This window comes from Shewanella sp. HL-SH5 (assembly GCF_051163755.1).
In the GTDB taxonomy this organism is placed as follows: domain Bacteria; phylum Pseudomonadota; class Gammaproteobacteria; order Enterobacterales; family Shewanellaceae; genus Shewanella; species Shewanella glacialimarina.
In genome coordinates this window covers 347180-363073 of the sequence record NZ_CP195038.1, presented here as the reverse complement: position 1 = coordinate 363073, position 15894 = coordinate 347180, and the positions used below count along the sequence as shown (strand labels likewise).

Below are 15894 nucleotides of genomic sequence, written 5' to 3'. Positions count from 1 at the left end.
TGAGGCCTTCTATTTCGAAAGGTTTGAGTTGGCCGATAAGCCGACTCCTCACAGCAAAATTGGTTAGTAAGTAGTGTGTTTTATAAAGCTTTAATTCTTAATGTGTTTCAGTTTGTAGCACAGTTTGTAACACAAACTAAGTTAACTTAAGCTGATTTATTTTCCAAGTATTACTTGGTTTATATTTGGTGTGAATTTTCAAAAAATACATCTAAAACTTTCAAACGTTCCGATACCGGTAGGTCGTTTTCTTCTAGGACTATTGCTTTCTAGAGGCTCGTTAGGGCATCAAATATAAACTGGTTTTGTTTTTTAAGTGATTGAGGCGTTCCGTATGAAGCCGGACGCCTCGTTTATGAAGTGGTTTTATTTTTTATTATTTGCTAGTGGACTTGTACTTCTGCTTGAACTCTCTTGTTGCTTGTATTCGTTCTCTTATTTTCATTCCGCGTAGGTTTCCAAAATTAATAAAACCATACCTTTTAGCAGCTTGCTTAGTGCTTAACTCTTTTGACAAGTAATCACAGCAAGCAATGTTTACAGGTACACGTCTTTTTACCTCATTACTGTCTGGTTCGCGCCATGAGCTTAACCAATGTGGATGCTCTAACCCTTCTTCCGTGGGTAATGTCCCAAATTGCTCTTCTTCTAGCTCTATCAGTTCCGTGTATGGTTGTTTAAAGAGATAATTAGGACTGACTAATACGGCACTATAACTTTTGGGGTTATCTTTCTTTAAAAGCTCTTTAAGACACTCCAAACTTGATTCAGGCGTTTCCCTTACTATGGTAATAATATGCGCGTGAGTGAGTGATTTAGTGCCTTTCAAGCCACTCTCAAGCACGATAATTGTTGGTTCATTCCAGTTGCGTCCACTTAAGAGCTTTCCATATGCAGTGGCGTGATTTGATGCGCTGTTAACTTTGAGTTTGGCATTGATTGAAAAGCTAACTGTGCCGAATACTATCGTTGCTTGATTTTCTTTGATTTGAGTTATGTCTTGCAAGACTAAAAAGGCTGTTTCTAAATCTCTCGAGAAGGTTCTTTTTTCTGATTTATCATGGTGCGGTATTAGTAATTCTTTATGCTTTTTCACTCCCTTCTTAGTATGAGTAAATAAGGGCTTTATTACTCTATTAAATACATATACTGGTTGTCCGTTCATTCCTGCTGCATTTGAGTACTCTATAGCCTTAGACAGCACTGGGCTTGACGCTGTTTCAGACTCTAAAGTTTCACTCTTTAAAATCGTATAATTTGCGCCTTTTTTTATTTCTGTTTTTTGTGCCATTTCTGATGGCATTTCTAGACCAATTTTAGCCAATTTGGTATACTCTTTTTGCACTGTTACATGTTTAGTAGCGCCTCTCGCATGAGGTGCTTTTTTTGCCTTAAGATCCTACTTTAGCGGCTCTCACTTCTAAGACTTCAATCTCTAGCATTTCCCTTACTATCAGCTCCGGTATGTCCTCATTCACATCTGGTTTATCACCAAATTTAAAGCTAGCTCTCAATGTGTCATTAGACAGCTTTAAGCTTGAAGCTATTCCGGTTAATGCTCTTGCTACTTGAACGGCTTGTTTTGTATCTGTGGGCTTATCTGGTAGCTCGTCTAGAAGACAATGAAGCTTATCTCTGAGCTTTGATGCTAACGCTAAATCATCCATAAGGAGTGATGAGGCTTGTCCTCTTATCGCATCACTTGATAGTGATATTTTAAGAGCGTTTTGGTATTTGGTTATTAGTTCTTGTTTCATCGAACCAGCTTTAACGCCAACTCTCTTCTGTATAGTCCTGACTGTGTGGTAACTCAGATCAAAGTGCTTCGATACTGCAGCGAGCGTATAACCCGCTGCAATCATCGCAATAATCTCAGCCTGAACGTTTGGCAAGACTCTGTTACCCAATAGCATCACCGCTTGGATCATCCATCACTCTAGCTCTTTGCTTTAGCGTTTCGAGTCCCTCAACGAGTAGGTATTGGACTACATGGCAGTACTTTAGACCTGATTCACGGGCGATGCCCTCAATTGTTGGCTCAAGGCTTTTAGGCACTCTGATTTGCATGGTCATATTATCTAATCCCTAGCATTGGTAATGTTACTAACTTAGCCATACTGGCTTCTCTTTCTATGTGAGCGGCATAGGTTGCTTGTGATGTTCCATGCCCTCGAGCCGCAATGTTGCAGCCAACCAGTATTAAGTTTTCTAGCGTCTTCAAGTCATCTACGCCTGTGGCTGCTGCAATTTTCTTGATAACTTTATTGACCCCCTCATCACCTGTGTTCATATTGTCTAATATGTTCTTTAGTGCCTGTAGATTAGCCTTTGCAGACTGAGAGTCACCAGCTTCAACTGCTTGCATAGCGGTATCCACTAGCTTTGAGCAAAAATACATACGTTCTAACATGATTTGGTTTCCTGAACTGGATTGGCATTAGCTTGGTTTGAGGTATCTGCAATTTCAAAGGCTGCAGCCATACGATGTATACCTCCTAGATGAGCATAGCTATGGATTTGTTGTTTTCTTTTTTTAGCTAATGCTTCCTGCATTTCTTTGTTGGCAGTGTATAGCGCAGATAATGGCCTAGCTTTAGCCGTCTTAGTTTCACCTTTTAGTATCTTGAACAGCGATACATCACAGTATTGTTCTGCGACATGCCTTGGCATGCCCTGATTGGCTAGTTCATCAATCATTTCTGTTCTATCTAAAACGTTGAACATTATATACTTCCCCCACCTACGTATAAGTTTCTTCACTACTTTCAGTAGCTTAATTCATGTATTTTAACTGTAAAAAAAAGTCTTGGCGACATATTATGTCGACAAAACTTTGCTTGGAGGTTTATAACGCTGTAAATAATAGGAAAAATGGGGTAATTTATTTTTTAGTGTTATTGGCTCTTTTTAACCCTTTGCACAGTCGATACTGAACAACCAAGTTCTTCGGCTGTCTTACGGATACTCATCGTTTGTAAATGAGTTAAAATTGCTTCGTGTAGCTTAATGTCCTTGTTTTGACCGCCCCACGTTTTGCCCTCAGCTTTGGCCTTCGCAATACCTTGGGCTTGTCGCGTTCTTCTTGTCTCATAATCATCCCTTGCCATACCGGCAGCTAAGTCGATCATGAAGTTTGTAAGAGCTTTTTGAATAAACCCCGAGTGTTCATCATTGTTTGATAGTGCGGTATGAGTTTGTGGTTGATCAGCGATTACGATAATGATCCCTTTACTGGCAATCTTGGCTTTGAGCGTTTGCCATATTTCCCAAGGTAAACGGCTAAGCCTGTCCATTTTCTCAATAAGTAGAATGTCACCGTCACTAGCCTCATCTATCAACCTATCAAGCTCTGGCCGGTCTGGGGTGTTACCTGATACGTTTTCTTGATAGAAGGTCGTAATCTTTACGCCCTTTGCTGTAGCGAATGAAATTAACTCCGGCTTAGCTCGAGAGCTATCTTGCTCTTTAGTCGATGCTCTTAAATATGCGCGAATGGTTAGGTAAGGTGTATTCAGCATGTGGTATCTCATTCAATGATTAATAGGTGTATTCATTTGGCTCTCTAGGCCGCATTCCTACATTCTACCAAGTGTATTCATTGAAGTATACATGTAGAGGTACGATAAGACTTAAATGTCTCGGATGATTTATACACATTCTAGTTGTTGCGGTTAAGGGGGGGTATTCTTTAAATACATGAGTTAATCAAGACTAATGGGTGATTGCTTTGATTAAAACAGACTGATAAATTGCAATAAACTTATATGATTAAAGACAAAGTTCTCTTTAGTTTTTTACGATTTCCTACGAGATCGAGTTGATAATGGAACACGTAAAATGGAATTTGTATTATCTCTAATAGCTTGTGTCATTATGGCGTTAATTACATTTATAATTTCTTCTAGTAGAGAAAGGCAACTTGATGATCCTAATGATACTAGTGTCGTTTATCTTGACAAGTTACAAGAACTTTCAAACCTGCAAGATAACGGAAAGTATCTATTAAGAATTATAAGACAGAGCGGTAATTTACAGAAAGATGATCAGATTTTAGATTGTCCAAATAAAGCTATTAAAGCCGCTATATCTACCCTGAAACGAGCAAAAATCGACTTTGTATTAATTTCGAAAAATACAGAGGTAGAATTTTTTTTCCGTAGAACTTTTCACCATCATGGTGGCAGTGCTGAAGGTCAGAAAGTTGGGAGTGTAGAAATCTATAAGATTGAGTGACTTGCTAGTAAACAGATTTCGTCGGTGAACAGTTAAAGTTTTATGTCATAAACCTTAATTTTTATTTGGAGGAAACTGTACTTTATACAATCATATCAAAAAGATAAAGCATTCAAGAGGAATGTTAATGCTCAATTTATCGGGCGATGTGTTCAATAAGCTGTTATGCCTTTGCAATAATTAACTGGTAGCGACATGATAGAAATAATAGTTGAGCCAATACATTTAGAGAGTGTACTTAATGCGCTGGCTGCGGTGCTCACTGCCGTTATAGCCTTTGCTATTATGGGATTAAATAACTTTTACTCAAGTAAACGATTGAGAACGGAGCTAAAGCACTTAGCTGAAGAAGCAGAAAGAGAGCGAACGTCAAGAAAACGAGAAGAAGATTTAAAGAACAAACTTTCTTCATTGGAAACTGTTTTTATCACGATGCAAAAAATGCGGTCTTATAGTTACAATTATCGCTTTCATATATATGGAGTCATCTTTGAAAAGATAAATATTGAAGTTGGTTTATCCTTAATGCAAGAGTTGTTGAAACAATTAAAATTAGCTGAAGAAAGTATGCAGGTTATTGCTAATGTCTATCTTGAGGACACTCCAGCTCGTACTGGCGAAATCATGGAAAATATTTTGGTTCTATACGAATTGAATTACAAAGCTGACAGGTTACTACATGATGAGAATACTGAAGAAGCTCGATTAGTGTTTAAAAATGAGATGAAAAACCAAATAATTGAATTTTTAGATTACCTAGATGAACTCGAGATTGAACTTTGTGAGTACATTGCAAATGTTCGGAAATATGCATGATAAAGCATCTTACAGGCTTAAGGGTTTTTAATTTTATTTTATATAAAACAATGGTTTATTTTATTTTGGTGAGGTGTTGAGTCAAGCTATGAGTAGAATTGTACCGGATAGAAGTTGGTGGCAAGCAGAAGCAAAAAAACGTAATGCTTTATCTACTTGTCCTTATGCAAATGCCCATAAGTGCCCTCGTTACTTCGAGAGCCTAGTTTTGTTATCTCAAATTAATATGATTGCGGGTATTACTGAAAACAAAAAAGATGAATTAAGTTCTTTCTGGCAAAGAACTAGCTTTTCATCACTTTGCGATGAAGAAGTTCCGGTCGTATCAACAAATAAAAGTGGTAGGCTTTTATCTGTTAGTAATTTCTGCCCAGAGGTTTCATTTAAATACTTAAAATATTACGCAGATTATATGCAGAAATATGTAGATGAAGTAGACAAAGACACAGGTACATTGATCGCTAACCGTGATAATTTACCAAATGACTGGAGATATGCATGGATGTCAGTAAATCCTAAGTTCTATTTAGACTGTGAATTATTGGATAGCGTTGAAGCTTTTAATAAAAATTTAGGTAATAACTTTATCAATAAGCTACACCCCAATATTATTCAGCAAATTGATAGAATGAATAACTGTTTAGACCAAAATGATGCAGCGGGTTCCGTGCACGCAGCTTCAAATGTACTCGAAACAATGGCTAAAGATATTACTAATAATCCTAATGTTGCTAATCAACCATTAGGTGGTTTTTTTGACCAATTTAAAAATGTATCAAAATTACCTGAAAACCTTGTTAATGCAGTGATGGATATTTATAAACTACGTAATACATTGCCTACAGCAGGTCATGGTAGTTTAATTACTCCAAATATAACGATGGTTGAAGCTATAAGTATTTGCGCAATGACTAAAGTAATATTAGAAATTGAATACCGAAATAAAAGCATCGAATCAATAACTATGATTAAGCTTTAGCACTTGAGACTAACATCATTCTTCTGACGATAAAAAACAACAGTTTGGTGTAACAACTAACTAATTCAAAACTCGTACAACCCGCGTATACAGGCGTCTTAGAATTAGGGGGAGGGTTCAAATCCCTACCACCTATCAAGTCTCTTTAATTAAACATGTAATGGAAATATTACTGTTAATAATTATCTATATCGTCCATAAATGATGGAAATGCCACGTCATATAAAAGTCCATCTAATATCAATTTTAACTTTTCAAGCGGAATTAAAAATAGATGTGAATACTTATCATGTATAGCATCACCTTTTTTAGATGATTTGTGGCCAGCAATTGCTTTTGTTAAAAATTCATTCGCACCATTAGCCCTAATTAGTGAAATGACGGTATGCCTAAAAGAGTAAAGCGATAGCTTACAACCCATTTCATCTCTCTCATCCAAACCTATCAACTTTCTGATTTCAGGATACCGAGAGGTTAAATAGCGTTCAGAAACATCAAACAAACGATCCGTTTTTTTCTTGAATGAATGAACGAATATCACAAAGCCTAAATCTATCAACGGTTGTGCAATAGGAATTTTTCGAGTAGAAGCTTCAGTCTTACTAAACTGTATTTGCATATAGTAAATACCGGTTTTAGTGCATCTACTTATATCTCCTCTCTTCAGTTTTTGAATCTCATTATTTCTCATACCAGAATAAGCCATAATCAATAGCGGCCACTTAAGGTTTAAATTAGAAGTATTTTTAGCATAATCAATAATTTTCTTGGATGTTGGAATGTCAAATGCTCCCCTATCCTCACCTCTTTTCGCTTTAATTGTTCTTAATTTCATTGGGCTGCTTTCAATGTATTCTTCAGTTACTAGCCAATTAAAGAAACCTTGGAAAGTTTTTAATGCATGCTTACTATTCGTAATCTGATCTTCATCTGGCACTTCATCTTGCAGAGCTAGTTCTATTCGTTCATCCATGGACATTTCAGAATAAGGTTTTATATTACCTCGAGGCATTCGCTTACTAACTCTTAGTAACTCATTTATCTGCTTTTTATTAAAAACAATGCCTGCATCACCGTACATATACAGTAAAATTTGCATGTATCGATTATGAGACTCTTGCTCTTTCTGACTTAGTTTAGAACAAACAATTGCCCATTTTTCAGTCATAGCTCTGATAGTTAGTGATTGAGCTGAATTATCTGCTTCAGTGATTGATATGGACTTATTTGGTAGCTGATTTGACTGAACTCTCATAAGCTGAGGATTTTTAAGCATAAAATCAACAGCCATCTCTAGCTCTTCATTTGGATCCTCACGCTCGAATTTAACATCTCCAAAAATAGTCGGAACTGTCATTAAATTCATTTTAAAGGTCATTTCTAATTCTTTAGCCATTACTACACCTTTTAATTCACAAATTTTAGATACAACTATATTGGTGAGTTTTTTGGCAGCTTCTGGCGATTTTGTTTGTAAACTCAGCCTAACTACAGCAGGTAAACCAGTCATTTGTTGGATTGCTTTCGGTACTCTATACCGCAAGTAATATATGCCATTCCGTTGAAAGGTATGGGGGATTTTCTGTGTCTCAGTTTGTAGCACATCTTGTAGCACAAAGGCCTCGCATAGCTGCGAGGCCTCTGTTTACAAGAAGGTTGAGTTGGCCGATAAGCCGGGTCCTGTCGTGGACAGTTATTCATCTAGGCCTGCAATCGCTCACAGGCTCAAGCAACCTACCCGGTTCCAACGCGAGCAGCGCCATGCGGAACCCTATTTGGTCTTGCTTCGGGTAGAGTTTACCTTGCTACGGACTATTGCTAACCGCACGGTGCGCTCTTACCGCACCCTTTCACCCTTACCATTTTAGCAAGCTAAAATGGCGGTCTCCTCTCTGTTGCACTTGTCGTCGGTTCACACCGCCCAGGCGTTACCTGGTACCCTGCTCTTTGAAGCCCGGACTTTCCTCCCCGTACCTAAGTACGCGGCAACTGTCTGGCCAACTCGGCGCGGATTATAGCGTAAGCCTGCCAACAAACCAATCCATAGTTTACTTTATCGATATGACTTAAATTATAAACCGAGTTCAAGCCCGATTTTATACAATGCGTTCTTTTTAAAACCATGTATTTGCGCAGCTATTGCGGCAGCTTTTTTAAGTGGTAATTCAGCAGCTAACAGCGTTAATGTATCAATAGCGACTTTGGGAATAGCCTCGTCATCGGTCTGGGAAAAGCCATGACACATAATAACTATTTCACCTTTTTGCTGGTTCTCATCTGCGATAACCATCGCCAGTACTTCTTCAGCAGTGCCTGATAAGAAGGTTTCAAAGGTTTTAGTGACTTCTCTGGCCATAACAATTTGGCGATCGGCGCCCAGCGCGGTAACTATTGAAGTCAGGCTGTGAACAATGCGATGCGGTGATTCATAAAAAATTAACGTACGCGGGTCTTCTTTAAGCGCTGTTAATTTATCAATACGGCCTTTTTCTTTCGCCGGTAAAAAACCTTCAAAACTGAATCTGTCTGAGGGAAGTCCAGAAGCACTTAGTGCAGTAATTGCCGCGCAAGGCCCCGGCAGTGGAATGACTTTATGACCTGCATCTCTAACATGTTTAACCAGATGATAGCCTGGATCAGATATTAGCGGTGTGCCAGCATCTGAAATAAGCGCAACCGATTGACCTGATTGTAATTGCTCAACAATCCACTGGGCACGATCACGCTCGTTGTGGTCATGTAAGGCTGTTTTACGGGTTTCAATACCGTAATGACTTAACAATCTGCCACTGTGCCGAGTATCTTCACATGCTATCAAGCTAACTTGATTTAACACTTCAATTGCACGGCTACTCATGTCCGCGAAATTGCCAATGGGGGTGGGCACAATATAAAGTGCTGCGGCTTGATCCATAACTACCTCAATAATCTCTTTGCACAAGTCTTTCGCCCAGCGTAAGAGCAGGTTAAACTAAAGCCAATATCTTACCAGAGTGAAGCCCTGTGTTAAAAAGACTGATTTCAATTAAATTTCTATTGGCACTGACACTACCAGCATTATTGATTGGTTGTTCAGCCACTAAAACCGAAAGTATTGATCAAGTAGTCAATACGTCATTAGTGTCTGTAGAGCAACCAGCAAGTGTTTATTTATCCGAAGCCAGCAAAAGCAGCTTACCTGAAAAACGTGATCGCAACCTGTTATTAGCAGCCCATGCGTATATTAATGATGGTAATTACAGTTCTGCTCGTAGCATTTTGTCATCGATGCTAAAAAATATGGTGAAAGTGTCTACCATTCAGGCTGAGCACATTTACTTAAATGCGCGTATTGATGAAAAGACTCAAAATGCGCAGGCTGCATTAAACACATTACAATATCCACCCCATTGGAAACTGCCCCGTTGGCAAATGGCGACATATCATCAGTATAAAGCCCGCCTTTATAAGGCTATCCAACAACCTATCGATCAAATTAGACAATTAAGTTTGTTAAGTAACTATTTGCCTAAATCTGAATCGACTCAGGTTAATGACGTTATTTGGAAAGTGTTACAGCCCTTACATGAAGAAACCATTAAAAGCTTCATGCGTGAACCGGCAAACCCAATATTTTCAGGCTGGCTACAACTCGCTTATATTGCTAAACACTATGCAGTTGAACCCACTCAGCTGGTTCGTTATTTAGGCGAATGGCAACGCAATAACCCGTATCATCCAGGTGCGGTAAAATTACCGTCTGATTTAGAAAAAGCGCTCAATGCTAAACCTTATCGCCCGCAAAACATTGCGGTGCTATTACCGCTTTCAGGCCCAAGAGCGGCTGTTGCTGAACCCATAAAAATGGGCATTATGGCCAGCTATATGGCCGAATTTGATAGCAATGTCACTCTGCATTTTATTGATAGCCAAATAGGCATCAAAGCAGCTTATCAGCAAGCAACTGATACCGGTGCAGACTTTATTATCGGGCCATTATTGCCTAATGAAGTGGAAGAGTTGCAACGCTTAAACCAAAGTAAAGAGCAACTTATTCCGCAACTGTATTTAAATCAACTAGAGCAGTTTGAGCCACAGTCTAATCAATTTTATTTCTCGTTATCACCCGCGCAAGAAGCCAGTGATGCCGCGCGTAAATTGTACGCCGATGGGGTTAAGATACCTTTACTGCTAACCAGTAATGACGCCATTGGTAAACGTATGGCTGAAAGCTTTAATCAAACCTGGTTATCGTTAACAGAAAATAACGCTGAAATTCATTATTTTGATAGCGGCGACCAAATGAAACTCACGGTGCAGGAAGCCTTAGGGGTTGAAGACAGTCAGGCAAGAATTACTCGTATGAAAGAGATACTGGGCAGCAAACTTGAAGCTGATTTTCGCTCTCGCCAAGATATAGATGCTATCTATATGGTTGCGGCTTACCAAGATTTATCGTTATTAAAAGCCTTTTTAGACGTTAACTTCAGTGTATTTGCAGAACCTGTTGCACTTTATACTTCGAGTCGCGGCCGCTTAGAAAACGAATCAACCCAGTCGGCACAAGAGTTAAATAAAGTGATGATCAGCGACATACCTTGGTTAATGCAGCCAAGTAACGAAACTCGTATGGTTGAATCTTTATGGTCTACCTGGAATAACAGCCAAAAACGTCTATATGTTATGGGGTATGACGCGCTCGAGTTAGTGAACCGGTTAGCCCAAATGCGTGCATTTCCAGGATACCAATTTAATGGCCGAAGCGGTGCATTGTCGCTAAAACCTAATGGGTTAATTGATCGTCAATTAACCTGGGGAAAATACGAAAAAGGTAAACTCACGCCACTATGACATCAGGCGAACTCGCTGAACAACAGGCTAGAGAATATTTACAGCAACAAGGATTAACCTTTGTTACCGCAAATGTGCGCTACAAGTTCGGCGAAATTGACCTCATTATGAAGCAGCAACAGACTTTAGTGTTTGTTGAGGTGAAATATCGCCAATCGCAAGCCTTTGGCGGCGCGATAAATGCACTGAGCGCTAAGCAAATTAATCGCATTCGCCTCAGTGCCAACGCTTATTTGCAACAACAAGGTATAAATCCACCTTGCCGATTTGATGTTATTGCCATAAATAACACACAAATAAGTTGGATTAAGGGATGTTTTTAAGCATCAATAGTTACCACAGCATTGATTTATGGCATTATATCGACACAGACTTGGCGACAATACACTCCGGTAGTTAGCCGCCAGTAAAAATTCTATATCGTAAGGATTGTTGCATGTTAGAACGTATTAAAGACAGTTTCACAGAATCGATTCAAACTAAAATTGATGCGGCGGAAGCCTTACCTGAATCAATTGAAAAAGCTGCTGAAATGATGGTGCAATGTTTACTCGGCGGTAATAAAATTCTTTCATGTGGTAATGGCGGCAGTGCCGGTGATGCACAGCATTTTTCGGCTGAGCTACTTAACCGTTATGAAATTGAGCGCCCACCTTTACCGGCTATTGCATTAAGCTGCGACACATCAACTATTACAGCCATTGCGAATGACTACAGTTACGATGAAATTTTCTCTAAGCAGATTTTAGCCTTAGGCCAGCCTGGTGATATTTTATTGGCTATTTCTACCAGTGGTAACTCTGGCAATATTATAAAAGCTATGGAAGCTGCTTTAAGCCGTGATATGACTATTGTCGCAATGACAGGTAAAGATGGCGGCGCTATGGCAGGCTTGATGAGTGCTGGCGATGTTGAAATTCGTGTGCCATCAAATGTTACTGCGCGTATTCAAGAGGTACATTTATTAGTCATTCACTGCTTATGTGACAATATTGACCGTACGTTGTTCCCTCAGGATGAACAAGCATGATAAAGCTTGTTGCCATCATCTCGGTTATAGCCTTGCTGCAAGGATGTGCTGGGGCAGTTATGGTTGGCGCTGTTGGTGGCGCCAAGATGGCTAATGATGAGCGCAGTATGTCTACTCAAATCAGTGATACCAATGCTGGCTTTGATATTACTGGCGCCCTTTCAAAATACGAAGACTTAAATAATCAAACCAATATAACTGGCGTGGTGATGAACGGTAACGTATTAATGTATGGGCAAGCGCCTAACTCTATGTTGCGCGATAAAGCAATTAAAGCAGTACAAGAGTTAAATATTGGCGGTAAAATTCATAATCAAATACGTATTGGTAATCCCACTTCTTTTACCACCCGTAGCAATGACACTTGGGTAACCACTAAAGTAAAAGGCCGTATGTTGAATGAGAAATCATTAGATGTGACGCGCATTAAAGTGATTACTGAAAATGGCGAGGTATTTTTACTCGGTTTGATTGAACGTAGCCAAGCTGATCTGGCCGTTGACGTAGCCCGCAATACCGCCGGAGTTCGTAAAGTCGTTAAAGTGTTCGAATATGTCGAGCCCAAAGAAGAAGATTAGTCGAACTTTAAAACCTAATTGTATAAATCAAAAAAGCACCTAAAAAGGTGCTTTTTTATGCATAAGAAACCCTATACAATCATGCCGATTTTCTTATACACCAAGTCTATAGTCGCTTGGGCGCGTGCTTTGGCTTTTTCAGCCCCTTGCTTCATCACCTGCTCAAGGTAAGCTTCATCGGCACGATACTGCTTAAAACGTTCCTGTAACGGCTCAAGCATAGCGACAACTGCTTCACCTGCTTCAACTTTTAAATGGCCGTACATTTTGCCTTCGAACTCAGCTTCTAAAGTCGCAATAGACTTACCCGTTACACCTGACATCAGGCTCAATAGGTTCGATACACCGGGTTTATTTTCAACATCAAAACGCACCACTGGTGGCTCGTCGCTGTCTGTCATGGCTTTTTTAACTTTCTTCAGAATTGCCTTTGGCTCTTCTAGCAGACCAATCACATTATTGCGGTTATCATCAGACTTAGACATTTTTTTCAGCGGCTCTTGTAATGACATTACCTTAGCGCCGTGTTCTGGAATATATGCCTGAGGCACGGTAAAAGTATCGCCATAGGCATTATTGAAGCGAGTGGCAATATCACGCGTCAGTTCAAGATGCTGCATTTGATCTTGCCCTACAGGCACTGATTGCGCTTGATACAATAAAATATCTGCCGCCATCAATACAGGGTAACCAAATAAACCGACATTAATATTGTTAGCATGCTTTTGTGACTTGTCTTTAAACTGGGTCATGCGATTTAGCTCACCCATTTGGGTGTAACAGTTCAACGCCCAACTTAACTGAGTATGCTGCGGCACATGTGACTGGACAAACACGGTACTTTTATCAGGGTCAACACCACAGGCTAGATACAGCGCTAATGTATCTAAGCACGCATCACGTAATTTCTCAGGGTCTTGACGAACAGTAATTGCATGCAAGTCAACGACACAATAAATACAATCATGTGTGTCTTGCATTGCCACCCACTGGCGTAGCGCGCCCATATAATTACCTATGGTGAGCTCGCCTGATGGCTGTGCTCCGCTGAAAACTATGGGTTTAGTCATGGGTTTTGTTGCTCCAATTACTGTGTTATAAAATTATTTAGAAAGTAAAAACTGACCGATTTGGCCAAAGTCATCACACACTTCATTCGGTTCACTTAAACGAATATGTTCACCATAGTTATAACCATAAGTTAACCCTATGACTGTAACATTGGCCGATTTAGCTGCTAAGATATCATTCTTAGAGTCGCCTATCATCAACAACTGTTGTGGTTCAATTTGCCATTGCTGCAAAAGGTGATTAAGGGGTAATGGATCAGGCTTCATTTTTGCCAATGAATCCCCCCTAACACATGATCAAAGAAATCACGTAAACCAAACGCTTCTAATAGCGGAATAGTGAAACGATAGGGTTTGTTCGTCACCACAGCTAAACGATAGCCAGCCTGTTTTAAAGCCATTAGCGTCGACAATACGTTGGGATATAATCGGCTATATTTCTCCAGAAACACACCATAGTGATGCATAAACTTAGGCATAGTGTCTATTAATAGCGATTCATCAACCTCTTTAGCCAGTGCAAAGCTGAGCGCTCGGTGCATAAGCATTTTAGCGCCATTGCCTACCCAGCCCCTTACTTGATCTTCACTTGCTTGTGGCAAAGCCAATTCAAGTAATGTTGCATTGGTTGCGGCCGCCAAATCAGGCACACTGTCAATTAAGGTGCCATCCAAATCAAAGGCTATGGCACGTATTTGATCAAAATTTGTCATGGTTAGGCTACTATTTACTGCTAATAAAGTTGACGTTATAGACTATACTTTTGCTAACTCGCTGCGCATTTCATCTATGACCGTTTTATAATCAGGTTGACTAAAAATAGCCGACCCCGCTACAAACATATCTGCACCTGCTGCCGCGATTTCAGCAATGTTATCAACCTTAACACCGCCATCTACTTGTAAACGAATATCAAAACCACTGGCATCAATACGTTGGCGTACTTGGCGTAATTTATCTAATGTTGACGGAATAAATGACTGCCCACCAAAACCTGGGTTAACCGACATCAATAAAATAACATCCAGCTTATCCATTACATGGTCTAAGTAATGCAATGGTGTGCCAGGATTAAACACTAAACCTGCTTTACATCCTGATTCTTTAATCAACTGTAAGGTACGATCAACATGCTCAGACGCTTCTGGATGAAAGGTAATAATTGATGCACCTGCTTTAGCAAAGTCAGGTACTATTCTATCTACAGGTTTAACCATTAAATGAACATCAATATCCGCAGTGATCCCATATTGACGTAATGCCGTACAAACCATAGGGCCTATAGTAAGATTAGGGACATAATGATTGTCCATTACATCAAAATGCACCACATCTGCACCCGCATCGAGTACAGCTTTAACATCGTCACCCAAACGGGCAAAGTCAGCAGATAAAATTGATGGAGCAATTAAATAAGGTTGCATCTTGGTCTCGCAGCAAAATAAATGAAGTAATAGTTTACCCTTTGAGGCGAAAAGCCTCTAGTTAAACGACAAAAAAAAGCCCTAGGTATGCAACAAGTTTGATTTTTAAAATAAATATGCTGTAAATGTTCATAAACTATACGGATTTGGTATAATGAATAAGATTTTGGCAGTATTTCAGGTACAGCTAGATGGTACCAATGCACTAGTATGACTAACTAGCTATCAATTCCATAGAAGCTAAATGCAAATCAAGCAAACTAACACATTGTTAATTAAGTATTAAATTTTTTAGAAAACAAATTATATTAAGTTCAAGTTTGTTGAAAGTGAAAACGAACAATGCCAGCAATATACTGGCGTTAATTAATGGAAAGGATCCCCTTATGGAATTACGTCCACATCGTTTATTTTCGTACCTTAGCACTAAGTCAGTAAAATCGATCGCTGCTATGGTGACGACTTCAACCTTGGTCGTGCTAATTAGTTTTGCATTTTCATCGTCAGCCAAACAAAATATTGATCAGGCATGCGCCTGTGATACGGATGTAAATTATAATGCGAGTTTACCCTCTAGCCACCCGGTCAACCGCTGTGCCACCAAAGAACATGATGTAAGTTGGAAAAATTGGATCTCTGGCAATAGTCGTTCAAGTCAATTTCATTTTATCGACTTAATTGAATTATTATATGGTCATAAAGATAAACCACTTGCAGATATACCTGCATCAAATAAGCCAGAGCAGATTTAACAATGTCTTTTTGGCGAGTATTTAGCAGCACGATTGCCGCATTTTTTGGGGTACAAACCGATAGTAATCGTCAGCGAGATTTTAAAACAACTTCACCTGTGCCTTTTATTCTAATGGGCATTGCTCTAGCTGTAGTGATGGTTTTAACGTTAATTTTTATTGTGCAACAAGTCCTTAGCTAA

General features: G+C 39.4%; 19 protein-coding genes, 1 other RNA gene and 1 pseudogene. 9 read left to right on the top strand and 12 right to left on the bottom strand.

All coding sequences use genetic code 11. The features are described from left to right. Positions 1–376 precede the first annotated feature (376 nt). The 6 genes from ACRWQM_RS01570 to ACRWQM_RS01545 form a co-directional block, all read right to left on the bottom strand. Entirely contained in the window at positions 377–1324 is a 948-nt protein-coding gene (locus ACRWQM_RS01570; protein WP_434931026.1) for a hypothetical protein, read from the bottom strand. A 67-nt stretch (positions 1325–1391) separates the two neighbouring features. Beyond that, on the bottom strand, positions 1392–1928 hold the full coding sequence (locus ACRWQM_RS01565) for a helix-turn-helix domain-containing protein (protein ID WP_434931025.1): 537 nt from the start codon (positions 1926–1928) through the stop codon (positions 1392–1394). Further along, the gene (locus ACRWQM_RS01560; RefSeq protein WP_434931024.1) at positions 1900–2073 is read right to left on the bottom strand and encodes a hypothetical protein; all 174 of its coding nucleotides are present in this window, start codon (positions 2071–2073) and stop codon (positions 1900–1902) included. Before ACRWQM_RS01560 ends, ACRWQM_RS01565 begins: the two co-directional genes overlap by 29 nt. A 1-nt stretch (position 2074) precedes the next feature. Continuing rightward, positions 2075–2410 carry a hypothetical protein gene (locus ACRWQM_RS01555; RefSeq protein WP_434931023.1) on the bottom strand — a complete coding sequence of 112 codons (336 nt, stop codon included), beginning with the start codon at positions 2408–2410 and terminating at the stop codon, positions 2075–2077. After that, positions 2404–2724: a hypothetical protein gene (locus ACRWQM_RS01550; RefSeq protein ID WP_434931022.1), complete on the bottom strand. Its 321-nt coding sequence runs from the start codon at positions 2722–2724 to the stop codon at positions 2404–2406. The genes ACRWQM_RS01555 and ACRWQM_RS01550 overlap by 7 nt, the downstream gene beginning before the upstream one ends. Positions 2725–2894: 170 nt before the next feature. After that, complete coding sequence (locus ACRWQM_RS01545; RefSeq protein ID WP_434931021.1) at positions 2895–3518, bottom strand: recombinase family protein; 624 nt, start codon at positions 3516–3518, stop codon at positions 2895–2897. Between the two features lie 319 nt (positions 3519–3837). Here ACRWQM_RS01545 and ACRWQM_RS01540 point away from each other — a divergent pair, with 319 nt between their 5' ends. The 3 genes from ACRWQM_RS01540 (at position 3838) to ACRWQM_RS01530 (ending at position 6028) form a co-directional block, all read left to right on the top strand. Next, entirely contained in the window at positions 3838–4233 is a 396-nt protein-coding gene (locus ACRWQM_RS01540; protein WP_434931020.1) for a hypothetical protein, read from the top strand. A gap of 195 nt (positions 4234–4428) precedes the next feature. After that, positions 4429–5049: a hypothetical protein gene (locus ACRWQM_RS01535; protein WP_434931019.1), complete on the top strand. Its 621-nt coding sequence runs from the start codon at positions 4429–4431 to the stop codon at positions 5047–5049. Between the two features lie 88 nt (positions 5050–5137). After that, the gene (locus ACRWQM_RS01530) at positions 5138–6028 is read left to right on the top strand and encodes a hypothetical protein (RefSeq protein WP_434931018.1); all 891 of its coding nucleotides are present in this window, start codon (positions 5138–5140) and stop codon (positions 6026–6028) included. A gap of 175 nt (positions 6029–6203) precedes the next feature. On the opposite strand, the gene ACRWQM_RS01525 is transcribed toward ACRWQM_RS01530, so the two are convergent. From ACRWQM_RS01525 to rsmI, 3 genes are all read right to left on the bottom strand, one after another. Continuing rightward, complete coding sequence (locus tag ACRWQM_RS01525) at positions 6204–7631, bottom strand: DUF6538 domain-containing protein (protein WP_434931952.1); 1428 nt, start codon at positions 7629–7631, stop codon at positions 6204–6206. A gap of 50 nt (positions 7632–7681) precedes the next feature. Continuing rightward, positions 7682–8033, bottom strand: an RNA gene (rnpB, locus tag ACRWQM_RS01520) — RNase P RNA component class A. A 66-nt stretch (positions 8034–8099) separates the two neighbouring features. Further along, positions 8100–8942 carry a 16S rRNA (cytidine(1402)-2'-O)-methyltransferase gene (gene rsmI, locus ACRWQM_RS01515; RefSeq protein ID WP_434931017.1) on the bottom strand — a complete coding sequence of 281 codons (843 nt, stop codon included), beginning with the start codon at positions 8940–8942 and terminating at the stop codon, positions 8100–8102. Between the two features lie 89 nt (positions 8943–9031). Here rsmI and ACRWQM_RS01510 point away from each other — a divergent pair, with 89 nt between their 5' ends. From ACRWQM_RS01510 to ACRWQM_RS01495, 4 genes are all read left to right on the top strand, one after another. Continuing rightward, positions 9032–10858 (top strand): penicillin-binding protein activator, encoded by a 1827-nt coding sequence (locus tag ACRWQM_RS01510; RefSeq protein ID WP_434931016.1) that lies wholly within the window; start codon positions 9032–9034, stop codon positions 10856–10858. Continuing rightward, the gene (locus tag ACRWQM_RS01505; RefSeq protein ID WP_434927404.1) at positions 10855–11181 is read left to right on the top strand and encodes a YraN family protein; all 327 of its coding nucleotides are present in this window, start codon (positions 10855–10857) and stop codon (positions 11179–11181) included. The genes ACRWQM_RS01510 and ACRWQM_RS01505 overlap by 4 nt, the downstream gene beginning before the upstream one ends. Positions 11182–11294: 113 nt before the next feature. Continuing rightward, positions 11295–11888, top strand: coding sequence for a phosphoheptose isomerase (locus ACRWQM_RS01500; protein WP_226412843.1), 594 nt, complete (start codon positions 11295–11297; stop codon positions 11886–11888). Next, the gene (locus ACRWQM_RS01495; RefSeq protein ID WP_226412841.1) at positions 11885–12466 is read left to right on the top strand and encodes a BON domain-containing protein; all 582 of its coding nucleotides are present in this window, start codon (positions 11885–11887) and stop codon (positions 12464–12466) included. Before ACRWQM_RS01500 ends, ACRWQM_RS01495 begins: the two co-directional genes overlap by 4 nt. Positions 12467–12537: 71 nt before the next feature. Here the strand turns inward: ACRWQM_RS01495 and trpS are convergent, their stop codons facing one another. The 3 genes and pseudogenes from trpS to rpe form a co-directional block, all read right to left on the bottom strand. After that, entirely contained in the window at positions 12538–13536 is a 999-nt protein-coding gene (gene trpS, locus ACRWQM_RS01490) for a tryptophan--tRNA ligase (protein ID WP_434927405.1), read from the bottom strand. A 33-nt stretch (positions 13537–13569) separates the two neighbouring features. Next, positions 13570–14249: pseudogene (locus tag ACRWQM_RS01485) on the bottom strand (phosphoglycolate phosphatase). A gap of 42 nt (positions 14250–14291) precedes the next feature. Further along, positions 14292–14960 (bottom strand): ribulose-phosphate 3-epimerase, encoded by a 669-nt coding sequence (gene rpe / locus ACRWQM_RS01480; protein WP_226412835.1) that lies wholly within the window; start codon positions 14958–14960, stop codon positions 14292–14294. Between the two features lie 386 nt (positions 14961–15346). On the opposite strand from rpe, the gene ACRWQM_RS01475 reads away from it, so the two are divergent. Both ACRWQM_RS01475 and ACRWQM_RS01470 read left to right on the top strand, forming a co-directional pair. Beyond that, on the top strand, positions 15347–15712 hold the full coding sequence (locus ACRWQM_RS01475) for a hypothetical protein (protein ID WP_434931015.1): 366 nt from the start codon (positions 15347–15349) through the stop codon (positions 15710–15712). 2 nt (positions 15713–15714) lie between these two features. Further along, positions 15715–15894 (top strand): DUF2970 domain-containing protein, encoded by a 180-nt coding sequence (locus tag ACRWQM_RS01470; RefSeq protein WP_434927408.1) that lies wholly within the window; start codon positions 15715–15717, stop codon positions 15892–15894.

Bases quoted from the DNA above. Each gene is read 5' to 3' on its own strand.
- rsmI (WP_434931017.1), bottom strand. From the start codon at position 8,942: ATGGATCAAGCCGCAGCACTTTATATTGTGCCCACCCCCATTGGCAAT.
- rpe (WP_226412835.1), bottom strand. From the start codon at position 14,960: ATGCAACCTTATTTAATTGCTCCATCAATTTTATCTGCTGACTTTGCC.
- ACRWQM_RS01495 (WP_226412841.1), top strand. From the start codon at position 11,885: ATGATAAAGCTTGTTGCCATCATCTCGGTTATAGCCTTGCTGCAAGGA.
- ACRWQM_RS01475 (WP_434931015.1), top strand. From the start codon at position 15,347: ATGGAATTACGTCCACATCGTTTATTTTCGTACCTTAGCACTAAGTCA.
- ACRWQM_RS01550 (WP_434931022.1), bottom strand. From the start codon at position 2,724: ATGTTCAACGTTTTAGATAGAACAGAAATGATTGATGAACTAGCCAAT.
- ACRWQM_RS01530 (WP_434931018.1), top strand. From the start codon at position 5,138: ATGAGTAGAATTGTACCGGATAGAAGTTGGTGGCAAGCAGAAGCAAAA.
- ACRWQM_RS01560 (WP_434931024.1), bottom strand. From the start codon at position 2,073: ATGACCATGCAAATCAGAGTGCCTAAAAGCCTTGAGCCAACAATTGAG.
- ACRWQM_RS01505 (WP_434927404.1), top strand. From the start codon at position 10,855: ATGACATCAGGCGAACTCGCTGAACAACAGGCTAGAGAATATTTACAG.
- ACRWQM_RS01535 (WP_434931019.1), top strand. From the start codon at position 4,429: ATGATAGAAATAATAGTTGAGCCAATACATTTAGAGAGTGTACTTAAT.
- ACRWQM_RS01540 (WP_434931020.1), top strand. From the start codon at position 3,838: ATGGAATTTGTATTATCTCTAATAGCTTGTGTCATTATGGCGTTAATT.
- ACRWQM_RS01545 (WP_434931021.1), bottom strand. From the start codon at position 3,518: ATGCTGAATACACCTTACCTAACCATTCGCGCATATTTAAGAGCATCG.
- ACRWQM_RS01565 (WP_434931025.1), bottom strand. From the start codon at position 1,928: ATGATCCAAGCGGTGATGCTATTGGGTAACAGAGTCTTGCCAAACGTT.
- ACRWQM_RS01555 (WP_434931023.1), bottom strand. From the start codon at position 2,410: ATGTTAGAACGTATGTATTTTTGCTCAAAGCTAGTGGATACCGCTATG.
- trpS (WP_434927405.1), bottom strand. From the start codon at position 13,536: ATGACTAAACCCATAGTTTTCAGCGGAGCACAGCCATCAGGCGAGCTC.
- ACRWQM_RS01470 (WP_434927408.1), top strand. From the start codon at position 15,715: ATGTCTTTTTGGCGAGTATTTAGCAGCACGATTGCCGCATTTTTTGGG.
- ACRWQM_RS01500 (WP_226412843.1), top strand. From the start codon at position 11,295: ATGTTAGAACGTATTAAAGACAGTTTCACAGAATCGATTCAAACTAAA.